Here is an 18,549-nt window from a genome sequence, read left to right on the forward strand (position 1 = left end):
GCATCAGCTTGTATCGAAAAGTTTGAACCCGTTGTCCTGCACTGCCAAAGTGCAGGCAAACAGGACGAACCGGATACCCGCATGTTTCGACTTTATTCCGCGATCTGGCGCGCCAGTGCGGGGCGGCAGATCATCCTCATCATGCTGTCCGTCGCAATTGCGGGCCTTGCCGCCGTGCCGCTTGAGTTTCAGCGCGACATCGTCAACCACCTGACATCCGACGATGTCGGGACCGAAAAACTGATCCAACTGGGCATCGGCATGATGGCCGTCATCCTGCTGAGCCTCGCCCTGAAATGGGTACTGGGCTATCGCGCCGGAACCTTGGGCGAAGACATGATCCGGCTGATCCGCCAACGCCTGCTTTGGCGTTCGACCGACCTGAAGGATTCAGACGAAGGCCTGCGCAAAGGCACCATGACCACCGCCATTTCGGCCGAAGCCGAAGAGTTGGGCAAGTTTGCCGGTGGAGCCTTTTCGGATCCGGTCGTTCAGATTGGAACGCTGATCAGCGTCATCGGCTATATCTCGTCCACGCAACCAGGTCTGGGGCTGATTGCGTTGTCAATGATCGTGCCGCAAATCATCATCGTTCTGGTCTCGCAGCGCAAAGTGAACACTTTCGTGGCGGAACGGGTTCGCATTCTGCGCGGTGCCACCGACCGACTGACGACCGAGGATATCGAAGCCGTCGAGCGGGATATCAACATCATGTTCGATGACATTTACGACACGCGGCGGCGGATGTTCCTGTGGAAACTTTCGGCAAAGTTCCTGCTGAGCGTGATCAACGGGGCCGGCACCGTCGGCATCCTGATGCTGGGGGGATATCTGGTCTTGCACGGCAAAACGGATGTGGGCACCGTGGTGGCCGCCACCAGTGGGCTCAGCCGCATTCAGGGACCCACTGCCTTTCTGATCGCATTCTATCGTCAGGTCAGCGCCAATCGTATCAAATACGAATTGATGCTGGAATTGTTCGGCCCGGATCCAACCCGCTATCGCTATCGACCCAACGCATAAGAAAAGACCGCGCGGCGGGTGCCTGCGCGGCCTGATACGTAACGTGACGAAACGTCACGCGCGTTCGGAGTATTCCATCGTTTCCGTGTTCACGACGATCATTTCGTCCTGGCCGATGAAGGGGGGAACCATGACTTTCACGCCATTGTCCAGCACCGCGGGCTTGAACGAGTTCGCCGCCGTTTGACCTTTTACCACCGGTTCGGTCTCGACGATTTTGCAGGTCACTTTCTGCGGCAGCGTCGCGTTCAGCGCCTCGCTTTCGTAGAACTCGACAACAATGGTCATGCCATCTTGCAGAAACGGACGGCGGTCACCCAGCAATTCTGCTGGTAATTCAATCTGTTCGTAGGTTTCTGAATCCATGAACACCAGCATTCCGTCGGATTCGTACAGAAATTGCTGATCCTTTTGCTCCAGACGCACGCGTTCGACTTTGTCCGCCGAGCGGAAGCGTTCGTTCAACTTCGAGCCATTGCGCAGGTTGCGCAGCTCCACCTGTGCAAAAGCTCCGCCTTTGCCCGGCTTTACATGGTCAACCTTGACCGCTGCCCACAGGCCACCGTTATGCTCAAGCACATTGCCGGGGCGAATTTCGTTCCCATTTATCTTGGGCATTACATAAATCCTTCACAAACGGTTGATGCATCAGTTGCGGTCCCTATATCTGGCGGGATCACACCTGACAAGACAACGACACCTAGTGCTGCAGGTGCAGCGAGCCATGCAAGTGACGCAACGCAACTATGCATTTTAGCTGTATCCGAATCGCACCTAATCGGTCATAAGGACCCTCACGCCGAAAATGCAAGAGCAAGAACAACAAGGAAGACGAGATGAGAGATTTCGTTGACGGCACTGCCTTTAACAATGAGCAAGGCAATCGTGCGCGCAAACTTTTCGCGGCCGTTGTCCTGGCTGCGCTTGATGATGCTATCGCCGATGACAAGAAATACGGCAATGGCCCCGAACAAATCGCCCGCTGGGCGCGTTCGCGCGATGGGCGCGAAGTTCTGTCCTGCGCAGGAATTGACCCGAACGAACGGGTTGTCAGCGGATTGATGGAATTCGTTGGACGCGGCGTCCGTACCTCGGTCGCCCTGTCGCGGGAAGAAAGCGAACGCCGCAACGCTGCACAGCAGGCCGAAGCTGCCTGAACCAAGGTAGATTTGGATTGAACAAACGCGCTCTGCCTATCAGAGCGCGTTTTTCTATGCCTGATCGTCAGGCATGAAGCCAACGGCTCAAAAGAACAACAACCATTGCCGCACCACCCAGAATTCAGCCGCCAGCATGGTTGCGAACAGGGCTTTGCCCCAAACCGGCAATCCACGCTGCCAAAGCAGAACATATGCAGCCAGACAAACAAAGGCTGACACCGGAGCCACCCACAAGGCATGATGGTCGCTGTCCCAATAGCTGACAGGGCTGTGGAACACCCAGTCGCTGATGGGCCAGAACTGTGGCCGTCCGTCGCCCGCATGAAGCAGGAAATCTGTCGCAAGATGCAACAGACCCGCCGCTGCACCGACAGCCAGAACATGCCAACCTCTCCAGACTGCCAGCAGGAATGTCAGCCCCCAGAGGATAAAGGAGTTGTCTATGGCGAATACGGTCTGCCACGCCGGGGAAAAGTAAAGCTGCCCGAAGACCACCTGCTCGGGGATGCCCAGAACAAACAGGGACACGCCCGCCATCACGTATAGGGACAGATCCGGCAATAACGCTCCCACGAGCGCGGCCCAGAGGATACGTCCTTGCGGCGGCCGGGCGAACACGGCAGCCCCGATCAAAAGATGCGCAGGCGTATTCATCCGGGGCTTTCCCTTTCGGCTCAAATCAGATCATCTGCGCCCAGACTTATAGGAGACAAGGCATGGTTCGCGCCATCATGATTCAAGGGACCGGCAGCAACGTCGGAAAATCGGTTCTGGTGGCGGGGCTGGCGCGCGCCTACACGCGCCGGGGCCTTCGGGTCGCGCCGTTCAAGCCGCAAAACATGTCGAACAATGCAGCCGTCACTGAAAACGGCGGCGAAATTGGCCGCGCGCAGGCCCTTCAGGCCCATGCGGCAAAGCGGGCAACGCACACGGACATGAACCCTATTCTTCTCAAACCCGAGACGGATACCGGCGCGCAGATTATCGTACAGGGACAGCGCGCTGGCACGATGAAGGCCGGTGACTATCGCAAGGACAAATCCAAGCTGCTGGGCGCAGCGCTGGAAAGCTTTGACAGGCTCTGCGCCGACGCTGATCTGGTTCTGATCGAGGGCGCTGGCAGCCCGGCTGAGACCAACCTGCGCAAAGGTGACATCGCCAATATGGGATTTGCCCGTGCAGCGGACATCCCTGTCGTTCTGGTCGGGGACATTCATCGTGGCGGGGTGATTGCACAGATCGTTGGTACTCAGGCCGTTCTGGACGAAGGCGACGTGGCGCAGATCAGGGGTTTTGCCATCAACCGCTTCAAGGGCGACGTGTCCCTGTTTGACGAAGGCCGTGATGATATCTCGGCCCGAACAGGCTGGCCCTGCCTTGGGGTCGTGCCCTGGTTTCACGACGCCTGGAAATTGCCGGCCGAAGACATGATGGACATCCGTTCCCATACCGGCGGCGCGTGCAAGGTCGTTGTGCCCCAACTGGAGCGTATGGCCAATTTCGACGATCTCGATCCGTTGTCTGCCGAGCCCGGCGTGAGCGTCGAGGTCATCCCCGGCGGGCGTCCCCTGCCCGGCGATGCGGATCTGGTTCTGCTTCCCGGCAGCAAGTCCACGATCGGAGACCTGAGCTATTTCCGTGCACAGGGCTGGGATATCGACCTGTATGCACATGTTCGCCGCGGTGGACATGTCCTGGGCTTGTGCGGCGGCTATCAGATGTTGGGCAAGACCATTTCCGATCCTGATGGCGTGGACGGCCGGCCGGGCAAAGTTGATGGATTGGGGTTGCTGAACGTCGATACCGTAATGGGCGGGCAGAAACAGGTCATCCTGCGTTCCGCCCATGCCCTGCCAGACCGAGAACCGGTCAGCGGATACGAAATCCACATGGGCCATACCGACGGCCCTGACCGCGCCCGCGCATGGCTCGAGATCGAAGGCAGACCAGAAGGCGCCACCAGCAGCAACGGCCGGGTCAAGGGCAGCTATCTGCACGGAATTTTCTCGTCAGACGCATTTCGTGCCCGCTATTTGTCAACGCTGGGCGTGACGTCGGACATTGCCTACGAAGACGGAGTCGAGCGGGCGCTCGATGATCTTGCCGATCATCTGGAGCGCCACATGAATCTTGACCTGATGCTGAGCCTGGCCCAGCCACCACAGCGTGGCTGAATCTTATCCCAGATCTTTCGCGGCGAGCGCGCGCGCGATTTCCCGCCGCACCATTTTGCGCACGTTTCGCGTGATCCGCTCGCCCATTGCGCCTTGCAATTCCTGGCGGACAACTTCCGCGATCAGCTCACGCAATGTTTCTTCATCCAAATCCGTTGTCGAAACGTCTTCAACGACTTCAGTGGCACGATCGGATTCAGCCGGTCGTCCCGCCCGGATGAACTCTGCGTTTTGTATCGAAGCGGACTCGGGCTGAGGATCGTCCGTATCTTCCTGATCAGTCAGAACGACGGTCCTTGCGGCCGCAAACTCCTCTTCGACGTTCCACGGTAGGGAATGCGTCGGTGTGCCGGAATAGGCGTCTGCGCTGTCGCCATCCGGCTCCCATTGATCCTCGGTTTGCGCAATCGCCGCTTCCAGCGCTTCGATCTTGGCACTCAGGCTGATCGCGGGATCATCGGTTGAGCCGGTTTCCGCGGAATGTCCCTCAGTCGCGTCATCCGCAGTGTTGGCAGGATCACCTGCCCTGACGATGTCGCAGGCACGCAGCAGCATCGGCTTGGCCGAGTCGGCAACATCAGCAGACGGCTTGGCGGGCGTGACCTCGGGCTGAGCAGGTTTGCTGATGCGCAGCGCGTCCGTCAGCACCAAACGCCCCGGCTTGCGCGTTGCACCCTGTTGATCCGAGGAGGATTTACCGCGACTGTCTTCACTGACCAGACGTTTGACCGAAGACAGAACGTCTTCGATCCCTGCTTTCACGACATTATCAGACATTGTTCTCTACCGCTCTATCGTTGGATCGAGTGTAGCCAAACAATCCGAGCCCTACAACAAATAGTATTGCCGGTTAGTCCCGACGCAACGCTTTGAGGACTCGATCCAGATCCTTGCTCTGTTTGCTGACACGCGCGGGGGCTTTCTTGACCAGATTATAGTACAAAGTCGGGTCATAAATCTGAACCGCCAGGCCAAGACGTTCTGCCGTCAAAAGGCCCTGCGCCTGCAACAGCTGATACGCTGCGCGCGATCGTTCCGTTCGCGACGCCACTTCGGCCAGCTGCGCGTCCAGCAAATCCTGCTGAGCATTCAGAACGTCCAAAGTGGTCCGGGCACCCAAGGTCGCTTCTTCCCTGATGCCGTCAAATGCAACCTGTGATGCACGAACCCGTTCCGTCGACGCCCTGAGGCTGGCACTGGCTGCCTGGAACGCTGCATACCGGTCCGTAACGCCCTGTGTGATATTCTTTTGTACGTTCAGAAGATTCGCACGAGACGCATCCCGGTTTGCCATAGCGCGCCGCACATTCGCGGCCAACCGGCCACCGGCGTAAATCGGCTGTGTAAAGTCCAGCGACACGGTCGCGTCATTCACATAGTCGTTGTTGTCATAGCTTTCACGCACACCCGCATCAGCATTCAAACTGACATTCGGCCCAAGGTTGGCCCGCTGCTGCTGTACAATCAGATCAAAAGCGCGGACTTGATGCTGCGCCGACAGAATCGCCGGGTGGTTGCGTTGCGCGAGGCTAATCGCTTCTGCCTCGCTCCGTGGAAGATTGGGCAGGCTGGGTTGACCGGCCGTCCTCCCTGGCGCCTTGCCGACCGCATTGACATACTCAGCCTGCGCAATGCTCAGTTCACCACGAGCGACCGCCAGATCAGCCTGAGAACTTGCCAACTGCGCCTCGGAAAGCGCCACGTCCGTACGCGTCACTTCGCCAACTTCGAAGCGATCATTTGATGCGCGAAGCTCTTCCGCCGAAACATCCACGTTGTTCTGGCGAATTGCGACTGTTTCTTCCTGTAGCAGCACGCCCAGGTAAGCATTTGCAGCGCGGATGAGCACCTGTTGCTCAATGTCGATCAAGGTTTGCCGGGTCGACAGAACCGTCTCCTGCGCCGATTGCTTGCCCAGAACCGAAGCGCCACCATCATACAGAAGCTGAGTTAGCCCCAGACCGGTGAAAAACCGGGACGGCTCGGTCGTTGTGACCACATTGCTGGTCCGAGACCGGGTATAATCCTGGCTGACCTGTACAGTCCAGTTGATGATCGGTCGCAACGCGGAAAGCGCGATCGCCACATCTTCATCTGCCGCGCGCAGCAGCGCCCGGTTCTGCTCCAGCAAGCCGCTTGTATTATACGCGCCGATGAAGGCGTCTGTTATGTTGTCAGCCCACGCCGGACGCCCTGGCATAACGCTGATGGCAAGTCCTGCGGTCACTGCGAATGCCCTGACCAGCTTGCCTGTCGCTGAACCACGCATACCGAAATCCTCTCAAACGAAATTACACTGCCCTGAAGGCAGTTTGCGGTCTTCTTTTCAACTAATCAAGGCGCCAGCAGAATCTATCGGCGAACTATAGCGAAAATGCACACTCCGCCGAAAAGCTCTCTAGTATCGGTGCACTGGCGTTGAACGCATCCCGCCAGCTGACCCGGCCTCCGGTCTTTCGACCGATCCGCACGGTTCCAAGATTGCCTTCAACAAACAGGCATGCAATCCGGCCATGTTCCTTGAGCTGATCCAACAGAGCGTCGGGAATCCGTTCAACACCGCCCTGCACCATGATCGCATCGTAAGGACCGTGCTCAGCCGCACCCTGATCCAAAGGACCGACGTGGATAATGGCATTGTCCACATCGGCCTCAGCCAACAGGCTTTGCGCCTCGGACGCCAGCGAGTCGTCGCTTTCCACACCAACGACCAACTGGGCCATACGCGCGGCAACCGCAGTGGAATACCCCGTCGCCGGAGCGATATCGAGAATCATCTCGTCGTTCGAAATGTTGAGCGCATCCAGCATTTTAGCAAGCGTTCTCGGCTCGAGCATACAGCGACCGTTGCCCAGATCGATCACACTGTCGGCATAGGCGGCCTCACGCTGTGCGTCAGGCACGAAGTTTTCGCGCGGGACGTTCAGCATCGCCTCAATGATCGGGAACTTTGTAACATCCGAAGGCCGGATTTGCGTATCAACCATAGTGCGGCGCCGGGCAGCGAAATCTGTCATAGGATCTCTCGAGTCATTCCCAAAGTTACCCGGCTTTTGCCACATCCTGAACTGCCCAGCAACGGCCCTGTTGACGCAACCCCCCTGCGCCTGCGCGTTTACGGTTGCGGGCTTCGGCAAATTTCAATCTCGTCGACAAAATTGCGCGCAATCCTCTGGACGCCCCTTTGGAAAGCTGCTAAAACCCCACGCACACCACGGCAAGTATTTGATTTTGCTTGAAAAGGCGAGTTGGCGGAGTGGTGACGCAGCGGATTGCAAATCCGTGTACACCGGTTCGATTCCGGTACTCGCCTCCACTTCCGCAACCGTCTGATACGGCTGCGGAAAATGACCCTGACGGTTGTCAGCAGGGCGATGTTCACGGATTTAGGGGAACGCCTATGCTGATACGCGATGCACTCGCACGATATACGACCGACCATCTGGACAGCCTGAAGCACGGACGGGAACGGCTGTTGCAATTGCAGCGGTTACTTCAGGATTTCCAAAGTAAACCGATTCACGAAATCACGAATCCCGACCTAACGAACGCCTTGGCGCGATGGAAGACCAGCACCCGCAACCGGTACAGATCGGCCTGCACCCATTTCTGGCGGTACGCCCGTGCTCACGGTTGGACCGAATTGGACCCTAGCCTTATGGGCGCAAAGGAATCGCCGCGTGATCAGGTGCTGTCGCTAAAACAGCTTCGGTTGCTCTATTCGGTGGCGGATTATCAGGGCGCGGCATGGTCGCAATTCCTGCGGCTGCTGATCCTGACCGGGCAACGGTCTGGCGATCTGCGCCAGTTCTGCCCAGAGCGGGTGGACGGTCAGACCATGATTATTCCGAGCACCAAAAACGGCACGACACACGCCATACCGCTGGCACCACGGGCGTTTGTTCTGGCCGGAATGATGCCGAACCAATTCGCGGATTTCGCCACTATGTCGCACGTCAAGAAACGCTGGTTTGCGGATGCATACGTCCCGGTCAAAAAGTTCCAGATCAGGGACATTCGCCGGTCGTTCGCATCGCATCTGTGCGATTACGGGGCGGATGAAAACGATGTGGATCGGCTGCTGAACCATCAGGCGGCTGCAACGTCGCGCGGTGTCGCAAGGGTGTACAACCGCGCCCGCAGGATGCGACAGAAACGCGAAATCATGTGCCTGTGGGAACGCCTGCTGTTCCCAGAGGATCGGTGACGGATCGTGTGCGGGCCAGGCTGTACGCTTGGCCCGCTTCGTAACAGCTCCCCAAAACCAATCGAAAAAAAGAAAATTTGAAGGGTCCTGTGGAAAAATGCGGGTACTTGAGTGATTCTAGGGGCAACCTGCCCCGCCCCTTGTTTTAATAAAGTTTTTTAAGGGACAGATTGCCCCGTTTTGTAGCGGTGCAGTTCATTTATCCACGACTTATCCCCAGAAAACATACAGTTTGCATCACGTGGGTGGGCGAGGCAGCATGTATGCCATGAGCACTGTCGCTCTCGACCTGATCGACGTTATTACCGTTTTAGGAACGATAGCTTCGATTGCAGGATTGGTCGTCACGCTGCGAACAGGTTCGAACAAGTAGCAGCGCAACGACCCAAGTCGTGCTGATCTAACAGCACAAAACTAAATCGAGCAGACGGACACTGGTTACAGTGTCCGTCATGACTCACACTAGCAACAGCTCAACATCGGCATCAAGTTGAAAGCGCACCGGACCCCTTGACCTGCGCCAGAACAAAATTAGAACATCGTACCATGAACAAATGGCCCCGAACGATTCCGTATGATCTGAAATGTCGGCTGGAACAGCTACGTGAATATCGCAGCGCACCAAGCATCCAGACCCAATGGGGTGAAGTGTTGGAATGGCTGGAAAAGCACGGAGTGGAACCGCCAGATCACGCGTTACCGACCGAACCAGAATTGAAAGGTCCGGTCGGCCACAGTTAGACTGCTAACAACGATAGTGGTGCAGGTGGTCTGAAACACTGCAGGTCGGGACGCAAATTATTTGTCATGACCAGCCAGTAATAATAAAGGCCACCCAAAACTTGAGCAGCCTTTAGAAAATTCCAATAATCAGTTGGTCAGAGAAGCGTTGCATGCACGCGCCGCTTCAATCGCCTTCTTTGTGCCAGCAAGACTAATTTCGAAGGCAAAGTTGGACTCCGGCATCACAATCATCGTTTCGCGTTCCATCACGTCTGTGACGAAGTCAGGATTGTTAGCGAGGAGATAACCGCCCTTGTACCCGTCTGCCAAGTTGGGCGGCGCTGCCGTTGTATCGCCATAATACAATTTGTTGTCCATTAGCAGCTCTACCTTGTCATCCTTAAACTCAATGTCCGCCTTGGTGAAAACACCCATGTAGCCGAAATCTTTGTCTGGGGTCAGACCCATTTGCACAACGTTGGTATTCTCATCTATCCTTTCAATCAGGCAAGTATTTCGGCTCTTGTCCACAAAGATGTTCCAGCCGGATTCCTCGCCGTAGTTTACGAATTCTGCATTGTCTTTTGGCAGAATATTTTTGTCTTTGGCATGTCCGATTGTTGCTCCGCATACAAGAACAGCAGCAACAACAAGAGTCTTGGTCGGCGATTTCATAGAACTTCTCCCATAATATTATTGCAGAATAGGAATATGACGATAGGCGCTGAACGCGAGTCTCGCAAGCAAACCTTCAATCCAAGGTAACTGTGCCGCGGCTCTTTCTATTATTCAGTAAGCACGACGTTCAGCACCGAACTACTCATTACCGACCGAACCAGAATTGAAAGGTCCGGTCGGCCACTGGTGAAAGAAAACTCGTTACCCCCTCATCCCCAAAAAACCCGCGTTCACAGGGGGGACCATGTGAACAAAGCGGGCGTTAGTTTCGGGGTAACTAGATTACGCCTAGGATCACGGGGTGGATCAAAGTTCCCCGCGTCACCTTAATCTGGGATGATAGGCAACGCGGGGATTTAGTCTGACCATGGGACTGCCCAGACTAAATGGAGCAATTGTGTTACGGGTCTTTACGATAGGTGGATCAATAGCCGGTACACCGCCTCAGTTCAGCGGGTGTCATTTCTCTAGACGACCAAACATCAAAGCCAGCATCCATGACGTGGTGAATTACCCTGGGCATTGCTAGGTTGATGGTTGCTCCGGAGCGTCACCCAATGCGAGCAACAACAGAATTGCTAATAGTGGTGACCCAACAAGACCGATCAGAAACCATATTAAGCCAGATCGGTTGCGTCGTCCTGCCATTGTGATCGGCAGGATGTAGAGCCAGATCACGAAAATCAGCAACACGAGCATAACGATGAGTTGGATAATGGGTGCTTCCATGGTGTGTTATTCCCAGTCTGTACATTGATCTATAACAGCTTCGGTAATCAGCGCACGCATCAATTGCCCCTCTCGGAGCAAGCACCCAAAACCAAACTCGGTCACCCCCACGCCACGGCAGCAGGCGACGTGCCGCATGCTTCAAGGCGACCAGCCAAAGCGATTAGCTTACCTTTTGTAGCAGCAATCTCTCCTTCCAAGTCGGCACCAGAAAGGCTTGAAACCGGCACACCAATCAAGAAAACGCCCAACGCATCGCCCGTTACGGCATTCTTCTGTGCAGCCACCAGTGTCGGGACTTTTGCCGACTCTTGTTTGTACAGATTTGCGGCGCGGGAACACGATACTTCGCCATATGTGTCGCCCATGGAAACCGGAGCAATTGACCCTGGCTGTTGTGCGCAAGCGGATGTGAGCAGAGTCCCACACACGCCTAAAACTGGAATTGTCTTCTTGATCTTCATCGATTAGTTCTCCTTTCCTTCAAGATAGAACTAGGAAGAAAACCCGAGATTTGCTTTCGATTTTCTGTCAAAAAAACTGAGAGTTACCAGTTTTTGGCAGACCCTAAAAAGACATGCGAATGTCTCTAGTTTAATTGCCTGGTAATGACATTTTTCAGCTTCACAAAAGTCCGAGAAAACGTTTTGCTCAATTTTGAGAACCCTGATCTGATACTTGCGACCGTCATCGGACTCATCCTCGCTGTTTCGCTGCTTGGTTCTGCGCGAAACTATTTTTCCAACCGCCGTTACACAGGCAACGTTGTTCCGTTACATCGAAGATCGTGGCTCAAGTTGCCTCGTTCACTATCTCCAAAGTGGTCGGTTGTAGCCTGGATGGCCGCGCTAATCGGTGTCGCGGTCTTTCTGACTAGTTTCGGTCCTGACCAAACCGACCGGCGCACAGTGGAAGGTATCGCCAGAGTCCGAGACGTAGACACCATAGTCGTTCAGGGCGTTCCTGTTAGGCTGAACGGCATAGATGGGCCGGAATTAAGTACAAGCGCAGGGATAGCTGCAAAGCAGTGGATGACGGATCATCTGCGGGGCGAGACCGTCACCTGCAAACTGAACGGTGAACGCACCTATGACCGCTGGGTGGGCGTTTGCTACGTAGATGGGGAAGACATAGGCGCGGCCTCGATCGCTGCCGGACACGCGCTGGATTGCCGCCGGTACTCAGGTGGCCGGTACCGCCACTTGGAAACGCCAGAGGCCAGAGCAACGATAGTGCGGGCTGGGTATTGTTAGATCGAGAATTGCGAGTAACGCAACAAACGCCAGTAGTGTTGAATTGAATCGTAACCTTTTGTGTGACTTGAAACGTTAACTCGACCAGTCGCACACAACTCGAAGCCATCCATCCTTGAAACAAAATTTAGAAGGAATAGTGATAGACAGACAAAACGAACAAAATATTCCGTCTGTGATCCCACTCCCAACTAAGCCTATTTCACCTCAACCTGCTACCATAGACCCAACTTGCTATTCAAAATCCGCAGCTTTTAGATAACTACGCACCCATTCATTGAAAACTGCGCATGCTAGGTTTGTGTAGTCCAGGAAAAAGTCTAGCTTACCTTGAATCATTTGATCCTTTTCGACTTGTACAGGTTCTCCATTTGGATTCTTCAAGCAGCGCGCTTTCTCTGAAATCCCATTATTGTGAATTAAGCAATTTCTAACAAAAATTAAATCATCAAAACAAAACTTTTCTTCTTCAGTTAGCCAGCCATTTTCATACGAAACTTTGACTATCTTCCCCAAATAAATACGCTGGCTAAAGTCGATCGGAAGAAGGGGCATCCTAGCCACCAAAGCCTTTTTGGCGCAAAATTCCATGGAAGACATTGCAGAAATAAACGAGTTTTTTGTTACCATCATTACACGATTGGCATTATCCTCCCTGTATCTATCGCGTTCAGTGTAGTCAGCCACTTTAATTTGAGACCATGCAGCATTATAATATTCCAACAGCTCCGCATTTACGACAATCTCATTGTGGATCATGTTGAACGCAGAAATTGGCGGCTGATTGCCTGGAAGGCCAAATTCTCTTTGCAGAGAGTCAGAAATATCGACGCACTTCTCAGAGAGGTTTCGAGCTATTTTAGAAATCTCTTCAGCTGTAGTTGTATCTTTCACGGGTGACGCCTTTTAATTAGAACACCAGCCTCAAAACCCAAAACTTAGGGTCCACTTATCCAGCGATCAGTATCGGTTTGCTTTGCCCCAATCAACTTTCGTTGCTAGTCTTTATTAACTTTGTCCAATGCTGCCAGCCACCTTACAAAACCCAATCCTTGGTTTACAAGTAGAATTGCCAAGTCTTTTGGCGGCTGGTGAGGCTCTGGAGACCCCTTTTCATGTCGGTAGTTATGGCACGAGGAAATCCATTTTCCAAAACTCTGCACTATCGCGGCATTAGCTCCCTTCAAATGTCCATCCGGCTCGCCCTGAAAACTGTCAGCAATATACTGATTCAATTTTTTTATTGTACTTCCATCAAACTCTCTTGTTTCGAGTAGTTGGTTGCCGACATTTTCGACCGCCCAAAAAACGCTTCTAATTGCTTGTGTTCCATTCATCGGGTCTTGAGTCAAATATGCGTCGATTTGTTCAATGTACTCTTTTGCAGGTTTAAATTTTTCACTTGATAAACCAGCAATGGCGCTTTGCTTTGCTACGGAAAAGGCAGGATCAACTCTGAAATGCACACCAAGTTTTTCATCAAGTTCATAGCCGATTGGTTCTTCGGAGAATATCTCATAAACTGAAGTCCTAAACGACTTCACTGCGTCCTTTAAATCTCTTGCTTTGCCCTGTTGCGCAAAAGATCCCCCTAATTCTCTAAGTTTGCCCTCAAAATACGAATCTACGCACACAATGCTGTCCAGCACATCCTTGATTTCTATTTTCAGGTAAAAAGCCTTCCAAGCATATGGAGGCGTGCTGGAAAAAACGGGGCCATCTACGCCAAGTTTTCCCTCTAAATATCTACCTAGACCTGAGTACTCTCTGCCATTAATTGAAAGTTCATGCACAGCCATAGACAGGCGTTTGCGAAAGCGTTCACTGTCACTCAGTAGGTCCTCACTCTTCAAGTATACTTGTGAAAACCTTAACCCCACAGGTCTTTCGTGTCTCAAGTGTATGCTCCAACTTGGAATCGCCTTTAACGCACTAAGCTGGTTTTGTGTCTTGTTGTCTAGGGGACGCCACTAGTGACGGAACCCTGAACGCTAAGACTTCGATCATCACTCTTGCGGCAACAATCGTCGTTCGCATGAACTTTTGCTGCTGGCGGAGTTTGTGAAGCGAGAACTTTACTCCCGATTTCCCCGATGGTCTCAAACGGATACTTTTCCTTAGAATGGCGGTTCCCATTCCTTTAGCGCGTTGTCCAGCAGTGCCAGTTCGCGTTCCTCCAGTTCGCGGCCCAAAATCTTGACCATTTTGTTGATCAACCCGACCCGTACCAGCTTTTTCAGGTCTTCGGGTTTGCGCTTAGGCTTCGAAATATCAAAGGGCATCCTTTAGGCTCCTTCCTCTCGGTGTCAGATCACTGTCCATCGTCCGTGTCCTTTCGGGTTGTCCGTTCGCGCCAGGGCGTGAACAGGTGGTCGTTGTTGGGCGGGGTCTTCTGCTTGCTGTAATCATCAACCAGCAGGCTGGCGTCGTACCGGCCAGCCAGACCTTCTTGCCCGTTGCGTTCGATCACTTTCATGCGGCGACTCCTTCCTGATCCAGTCGGGCCATAAACGGTGCCAGCGCAGCGGCCACCTGATCGGCCAGAACGTCCGTACGCGGCTTGTGCAGCGTGACGGTGCGTTCCACGGCTGTGGCTACGATTTCGCGGCTTCGGCGGTCCTGTACGGCTGCGCACAGCCGGTGCTGGCCATCACGATCAATGGCCAGCAGCAGGTTGGGTAGGTTTGCGACGGGTTCGAACATGGGCAATCACCAAGCCACCCCGGTTACATACGCAGCCGCTCCGGTGCGCAGCATGCCGTGCGCAATGGGCTGAACCATCCGCAGAACAGTGGCGTTCACTTGGAACGAACTGATCACTTTGGATGCGGGTAAGGTTCCGGCTGCATCCGAAATATGGATCGACCCGCCCGTGTCATTCACGGCGTTGGTGTCAGCCATAGTCGGGGCAACGCCATCATCATCAGCCAGTGCGACCGTTGCCGATCCGCTGGTGTCGATTTCAGGTGCGGGCAGGAACGATGCGAAATCTGCCAGATCAATCACGAACAGATGGTCGATCGGTACCGTCGCGCTGATGATCAACGGCAAGCCGAACAACTCGCCCCGTTCGATTTCATCACGGAACAGGAACACCCCGGCTTCACGCATCATGCGCAGCCTTTGAGCCCGCATGTTGTCCATGATCAGGACCGGGTTGCGCGGTCGCGTTGCGGTGATCACGCCGACCAAATACGCAATATCCGCGATCACGTTGTCCAGACCGGTGCCAGCCGATGGTTGGTTTGCAGCATCGTTCCACGGGCTTGCGGGTCGGATGGCGGGAACGGCTGCGTTGGCCGGGTTCAGGAAATATGCGTCCAGCATTTCAGCCGTATCGGCCACCACATTTCTGCGGATCACCGCTTCGATGCTGGGTGTGCTGGTGTCGCGCAGTTCGTTGGTGAAGACCGACAACACGGCCATTTTCATCCGGTTAAATGTGACCGATCCGACCACGCCCGATTTGACCGGGATCGTGCCTTTTTCGCCAACGAACGATCCGCTTATGTCGCCGGTGCCGGGGTTGGTCGGCATCGTGAGGTTGGCAACCTCACTCATCGGCAGTGGTACACCACCAGCCGCCATAGCGGCATAGACCGACACGGGCCGCAGTTCTTCGACCCACGGGCCAACTTCGTTGTTGACCAGTTCTGCACCAAAACCCGCATCAACCGTGCTGGCCGGTGCTGTAGCAGCTTTCCGTTGCAGTTTACCGGGCTCACCGGGGAACAGGTCTTCAGCCACCTGTTCAATGCCGCGTTGGGCAAAGTGTGCCGTGGCCTTGGCAAACGCAATATCCGTGCTGCGTGGCCGCTTGACCGTGCCTTTGACCGTTGCGGGTTTGGGTTGCTTAACCGTTACGTTGACGGGCCGCTTGTCCAGTTCCTTACGCGCGGCCAGTTCGGCTTCAGCAGCCTTCAGACGACGTGCCGTGGCGGGTGCATCCTTGGCCACCTTCAGCGCATCGTCAAATGCGGCTGCTTTAGTTTCTTGGATCAGAATTTGGGCCGCTTTGTCGTCGCTGTCGCGGCGGCGGGTATTCGCGTGTGCTGCATTCATCACAGGACTCCTTCGCGTTTCAAAGTTCGTTCGGCGGCATCGACCAGACCGGGCCGGTGGTAGTGTTCTTCCGCGAAATCGCGCAGCCAGTTTTTGTACACGCGGCGGTGCGTCTGGTCGCTAATCCGCTTGGCTTCTTCGGTGGATTTACCTTCGACCAGCAGTTCACCCACCATGTGGGCTCGGGTGCGTTTGATCTGCTTCGGCAGTTCGGTCATGATCCGCTGCACGTCCATTGGTCGTTTCATCAGCCGATCCCCCGTTCGCGCATAGACTTCGCGTGTTCTTCGGCCATCGCGTTCAGGCGGGCTTCGTCCAGCGGGGCGTCTTCGCCCATAAAGCTGTCGATTTCCCGCTGGATGCTGGCGGCTGTGTCGGCCTTGCGTACGTCCAAGGCGCGTTCCAGCGTGTCGATGCGGGCCAGTAGTGGCTTGGTGTGTTGCGCGATCTGTTTGGCCATCACCTTGGCCACATCTTCGACCGATGGCGTCCGCTTATCGACCTGTTTCATGATCGTCTGGATCAGCGCCACGGCTGCTGGGTTCACACTGTCCGTTACCGGATCGTAAACGACCATGTTGGGGTCATGTGCTGCGCCACTGGTGTCCAGCTTGCCACCGACCAGCGGGCGGTCGTACGGGTTGTTGCTGGACTGTCGGAATGGATTGGTCATGCGCGTTTCCTCGCTACGGTTTTCCACGCCATAAAGTCGCGGTGCTTGGCGCGAACGGCTGGGTTGTTTTTGTCGAAATTGTGCTTGGCCAGTGACGCCAGATAATCGGCCATCGCGTCGGTCACCCGCAGATCGTCTTCGGCCCCATTCAGCCGATCTTCGGCCCGATCCGCTGCGTCCTGTGCTGTCTTGGCTATGGCGTCCAGTTGGTCGGCAAGATGGGCGGTCGGGCCACCCATACGATGCAAATCAGAGCACCGTTGGTGCAGGGTGTCCGAGCCCGGTTGGGCTCCACCGCGCAGCACATTGGCGGCACGTTGGTACCGCGTTGCAGCCGCACGGGTGTCATCAATGGCCCGTTGTGCTCGGTCCTGATCGTGTTTGAACTTGGCGGTTGCCTTGATCCGCTGTTCGAACGCGCCTTGGATACCGTCTTCTTCGGCAACGGATGCGGCGTGTAATTCTTTGCGGATAAAGCCGACGGACTTGACCAGCTTGCGGGCTGCGGTTGGTGCGGTGCGAACGGTCAGGGTCATGCGTCGGTCCTTCGAAGGTTGGCGACAGCATGGACCCAACATATGGTGTCTGTCTAGATTTCTGGTACGACAAAAACGAAATAAATCAATATGTTACGTATAGGATTTTACCTATAGGCAAGGTCAGATGGGTTACCAGGTGGATCAAAGTTTGGTCGATTTGGTCCACCTTACCCACCGCTGAACATCGTCCAGACAGGCCGCAGAACAGCACACATTACCGCCCCAATTATATCGGCCCGATTGCGGCAGGATGTTGCCGCATCCCGAGCACAGGCGGGATGCCCGTCGTTCGATCCGGCCACCGTTCTCAACGCTGGAACCCTTGACCACCTGACTGGTCTTCAGACCCTCAACACCGCGATTATCGGCCATCACTTCCCGCATTGCGGCGTTCTCGGCAGCGGCAAACTGTTCAAGCAGCGTCATAGGTGGCCATCACGATTTTGATTGTTTCGGTGATCCCGCGACGTTGGCAGGACTGGCATCGGGCTAAGAAATATTCGGGGTCAAATTCAGCGGTGTTTGGGGGTGGTTGGTACGACACGTTTACCCGTGTCGTTATCTGGGTGCTGCACTCGCACATTCCCCGAAGGGCTGCTGCATATTCGGCCTTGGCTACTGCGAACGCGTTGATTGATATGCTGGGCGGTCTTTGCTTCGCGGACATGCTTTGGTGGCCTCCGTCTAGCCATTGGCGGTTACCCACTGGTTCAGAATATCTTTGCTGGACTTGCTGTCTGGTGCCACGCGCAAGTATCCCCCACCGCTGGTGATTTCGTGCATTGTTCCGTCACGGTGATAGGTGGTCGGTTGGCCGGTGTGTCGGGCGATGCAACGCCGCGCGTGTTTGATCATGCTGGACACTTTTGCGTCACGTACGATTTCGGCCAAATCTTCGCGCATTTTCACCACCAAGGACACGCCGGGACAGGCGCGTATGAGGTATCATAGTACCACCGTGTGTTTTGGCAAGACTCATTCAGATTTGGCGTGATCGGGCGTAATTCCGCGTAAATGACACCTGTTTGGATAGCGATTTAGACCGGTTTTTATAGCTTTTTACCGAAAGGCATTTTTGGCGTTAGATGATGAAATCCAGTCCCCCGCGCGGTGCAGGCCCCCCGAACTATGTTTGGCGATACCCTCCCCCAGACTTTGACGATCACGGTCGCCACTGTCAGTGCGTCACGCAACGGATCGCAACGTGTCACCAAGCAACGCAATTGATCTGATCGTAACGTGAACACATGTGGTGCGACCTATAACCCTACGCCTATACCCTCTTTCGTCCCGTGATCGTTCCGTCGGGTGGGGCCAGACCTTTGACT

Annotated in this window: 24 protein-coding genes and 1 tRNA gene; 7 read left to right on the forward strand and 18 right to left on the reverse strand. The window is 54.9% G+C overall.

From position 1 onward, the window contains the following. The first annotated feature begins 81 nt into the window (after positions 1-81). Positions 82-1,023: an ABC transporter transmembrane domain-containing protein gene (locus tag ACR0C6_RS07440; protein ID WP_171119462.1), complete on the forward strand. Its 942-nt coding sequence runs from the start codon at positions 82-84 to the stop codon at positions 1,021-1,023. 54 nt (positions 1,024-1,077) lie between these two features. Here ACR0C6_RS07440 and efp read toward each other — a convergent pair whose 3' ends face one another. Further along, positions 1,078-1,641 carry an elongation factor P gene (efp, locus tag ACR0C6_RS07445; protein ID WP_152457470.1) on the reverse strand — a complete coding sequence of 188 codons (564 nt, stop codon included), beginning with the start codon at positions 1,639-1,641 and terminating at the stop codon, positions 1,078-1,080. A gap of 218 nt (positions 1,642-1,859) precedes the next feature. Between efp and ACR0C6_RS07450 the strand changes: the two genes are divergently transcribed. Next, positions 1,860-2,180, forward strand: a complete 321-nt coding sequence (locus ACR0C6_RS07450; RefSeq protein ID WP_037310273.1) for a DUF6280 family protein — start codon at positions 1,860-1,862, stop codon at positions 2,178-2,180. Between the two features lie 87 nt (positions 2,181-2,267). Here the strand turns inward: ACR0C6_RS07450 and ACR0C6_RS07455 are convergent, their stop codons facing one another. Next, positions 2,268-2,837, reverse strand: a complete 570-nt coding sequence (locus tag ACR0C6_RS07455) for a cobalamin biosynthesis protein CobQ (RefSeq protein ID WP_480444656.1) — start codon at positions 2,835-2,837, stop codon at positions 2,268-2,270. Positions 2,838-2,899: 62 nt separating this feature from the next. Here ACR0C6_RS07455 and ACR0C6_RS07460 point away from each other — a divergent pair, with 62 nt between their 5' ends. Beyond that, positions 2,900-4,357 (forward strand): cobyric acid synthase, encoded by a 1,458-nt coding sequence (locus ACR0C6_RS07460; RefSeq protein WP_480618756.1) that lies wholly within the window; start codon positions 2,900-2,902, stop codon positions 4,355-4,357. Positions 4,358-4,360: 3 nt separating this feature from the next. Here ACR0C6_RS07460 and ACR0C6_RS07465 read toward each other — a convergent pair whose 3' ends face one another. From ACR0C6_RS07465 to ACR0C6_RS07475, 3 genes are all read right to left on the reverse strand, one after another. Next, positions 4,361-5,134: a hypothetical protein gene (locus tag ACR0C6_RS07465; RefSeq protein ID WP_480618757.1), complete on the reverse strand. Its 774-nt coding sequence runs from the start codon at positions 5,132-5,134 to the stop codon at positions 4,361-4,363. Between the two features lie 73 nt (positions 5,135-5,207). Further along, on the reverse strand, positions 5,208-6,626 hold the full coding sequence (locus ACR0C6_RS07470) for a TolC family outer membrane protein (RefSeq protein WP_480444650.1): 1,419 nt from the start codon (positions 6,624-6,626) through the stop codon (positions 5,208-5,210). Between the two features lie 94 nt (positions 6,627-6,720). After that, positions 6,721-7,374 carry a protein-L-isoaspartate O-methyltransferase family protein gene (locus ACR0C6_RS07475; protein ID WP_171228412.1) on the reverse strand — a complete coding sequence of 218 codons (654 nt, stop codon included), beginning with the start codon at positions 7,372-7,374 and terminating at the stop codon, positions 6,721-6,723. 225 nt (positions 7,375-7,599) lie between these two features. On the opposite strand from ACR0C6_RS07475, the gene ACR0C6_RS07480 reads away from it, so the two are divergent. The 3 genes from ACR0C6_RS07480 (at position 7,600) to ACR0C6_RS07490 (ending at position 9,305) form a co-directional block, all read left to right on the forward strand. Beyond that, positions 7,600-7,673 (forward strand) — tRNA-Cys (locus tag ACR0C6_RS07480). A gap of 84 nt (positions 7,674-7,757) precedes the next feature. Further along, a complete protein-coding gene (locus tag ACR0C6_RS07485) occupies positions 7,758-8,564 on the forward strand; it encodes a tyrosine-type recombinase/integrase (protein WP_480618758.1) in 807 nt (268 codons plus the stop codon). Positions 8,565-9,110: 546 nt separating this feature from the next. Then, entirely contained in the window at positions 9,111-9,305 is a 195-nt protein-coding gene (locus ACR0C6_RS07490) for a hypothetical protein (protein WP_480618759.1), read from the forward strand. 129 nt (positions 9,306-9,434) lie between these two features. Here ACR0C6_RS07490 and ACR0C6_RS07495 read toward each other — a convergent pair whose 3' ends face one another. Together ACR0C6_RS07495 and ACR0C6_RS07500 are read right to left on the reverse strand one after the other, a co-directional pair. Then, positions 9,435-9,962 carry a hypothetical protein gene (locus tag ACR0C6_RS07495; protein ID WP_480618760.1) on the reverse strand — a complete coding sequence of 176 codons (528 nt, stop codon included), beginning with the start codon at positions 9,960-9,962 and terminating at the stop codon, positions 9,435-9,437. Between the two features lie 833 nt (positions 9,963-10,795). Beyond that, positions 10,796-11,158 (reverse strand): hypothetical protein, encoded by a 363-nt coding sequence (locus ACR0C6_RS07500; RefSeq protein WP_480618761.1) that lies wholly within the window; start codon positions 11,156-11,158, stop codon positions 10,796-10,798. A gap of 375 nt (positions 11,159-11,533) precedes the next feature. Between ACR0C6_RS07500 and ACR0C6_RS07505 the strand changes: the two genes are divergently transcribed. Beyond that, the gene (locus ACR0C6_RS07505; protein WP_480618762.1) at positions 11,534-11,947 is read left to right on the forward strand and encodes a thermonuclease family protein; all 414 of its coding nucleotides are present in this window, start codon (positions 11,534-11,536) and stop codon (positions 11,945-11,947) included. Positions 11,948-12,181: 234 nt separating this feature from the next. On the opposite strand, the gene ACR0C6_RS07510 is transcribed toward ACR0C6_RS07505, so the two are convergent. The 11 genes from ACR0C6_RS07510 to ACR0C6_RS07560 all read right to left on the reverse strand — a co-directional run bounded on the left by ACR0C6_RS07510 (position 12,182) and on the right by ACR0C6_RS07560 (position 18,124). Then, the gene (locus ACR0C6_RS07510; RefSeq protein ID WP_480618763.1) at positions 12,182-12,841 is read right to left on the reverse strand and encodes a hypothetical protein; all 660 of its coding nucleotides are present in this window, start codon (positions 12,839-12,841) and stop codon (positions 12,182-12,184) included. 104 nt (positions 12,842-12,945) lie between these two features. Next, entirely contained in the window at positions 12,946-13,746 is an 801-nt protein-coding gene (locus ACR0C6_RS07515) for a hypothetical protein (protein WP_480618764.1), read from the reverse strand. A 318-nt stretch (positions 13,747-14,064) separates the two neighbouring features. Next, entirely contained in the window at positions 14,065-14,229 is a 165-nt protein-coding gene (locus ACR0C6_RS07520) for a hypothetical protein (protein ID WP_480618765.1), read from the reverse strand. A gap of 29 nt (positions 14,230-14,258) precedes the next feature. Beyond that, entirely contained in the window at positions 14,259-14,423 is a 165-nt protein-coding gene (locus ACR0C6_RS07525) for a hypothetical protein (RefSeq protein ID WP_480618766.1), read from the reverse strand. Then, the gene (locus ACR0C6_RS07530) at positions 14,420-14,650 is read right to left on the reverse strand and encodes a hypothetical protein (protein WP_480618767.1); all 231 of its coding nucleotides are present in this window, start codon (positions 14,648-14,650) and stop codon (positions 14,420-14,422) included. Before ACR0C6_RS07530 ends, ACR0C6_RS07525 begins: the two co-directional genes overlap by 4 nt. 6 nt (positions 14,651-14,656) lie before the next feature. Continuing rightward, positions 14,657-16,009: a phage major capsid protein gene (locus ACR0C6_RS07535; protein ID WP_480618768.1), complete on the reverse strand. Its 1,353-nt coding sequence runs from the start codon at positions 16,007-16,009 to the stop codon at positions 14,657-14,659. After that, a complete protein-coding gene (locus ACR0C6_RS07540; RefSeq protein WP_480618769.1) occupies positions 16,009-16,257 on the reverse strand; it encodes a hypothetical protein in 249 nt (82 codons plus the stop codon). The genes ACR0C6_RS07535 and ACR0C6_RS07540 overlap by 1 nt, the downstream gene beginning before the upstream one ends. Then, entirely contained in the window at positions 16,257-16,682 is a 426-nt protein-coding gene (locus ACR0C6_RS07545) for a hypothetical protein (protein WP_480618770.1), read from the reverse strand. Before ACR0C6_RS07545 ends, ACR0C6_RS07540 begins: the two co-directional genes overlap by 1 nt. Next, a complete protein-coding gene (locus tag ACR0C6_RS07550) occupies positions 16,679-17,218 on the reverse strand; it encodes a hypothetical protein (protein WP_480618771.1) in 540 nt (179 codons plus the stop codon). The genes ACR0C6_RS07545 and ACR0C6_RS07550 overlap by 4 nt, the downstream gene beginning before the upstream one ends. Before the next feature lie 144 nt (positions 17,219-17,362). Beyond that, the gene (locus ACR0C6_RS07555; protein WP_480618772.1) at positions 17,363-17,647 is read right to left on the reverse strand and encodes a hypothetical protein; all 285 of its coding nucleotides are present in this window, start codon (positions 17,645-17,647) and stop codon (positions 17,363-17,365) included. A 258-nt stretch (positions 17,648-17,905) separates the two neighbouring features. Further along, complete coding sequence (locus tag ACR0C6_RS07560) at positions 17,906-18,124, reverse strand: hypothetical protein (RefSeq protein ID WP_480618773.1); 219 nt, start codon at positions 18,122-18,124, stop codon at positions 17,906-17,908. Positions 18,125-18,549: the final 425 nt, after the last annotated feature.

Source organism: Ruegeria sp. AL12, assembly GCF_056540885.1.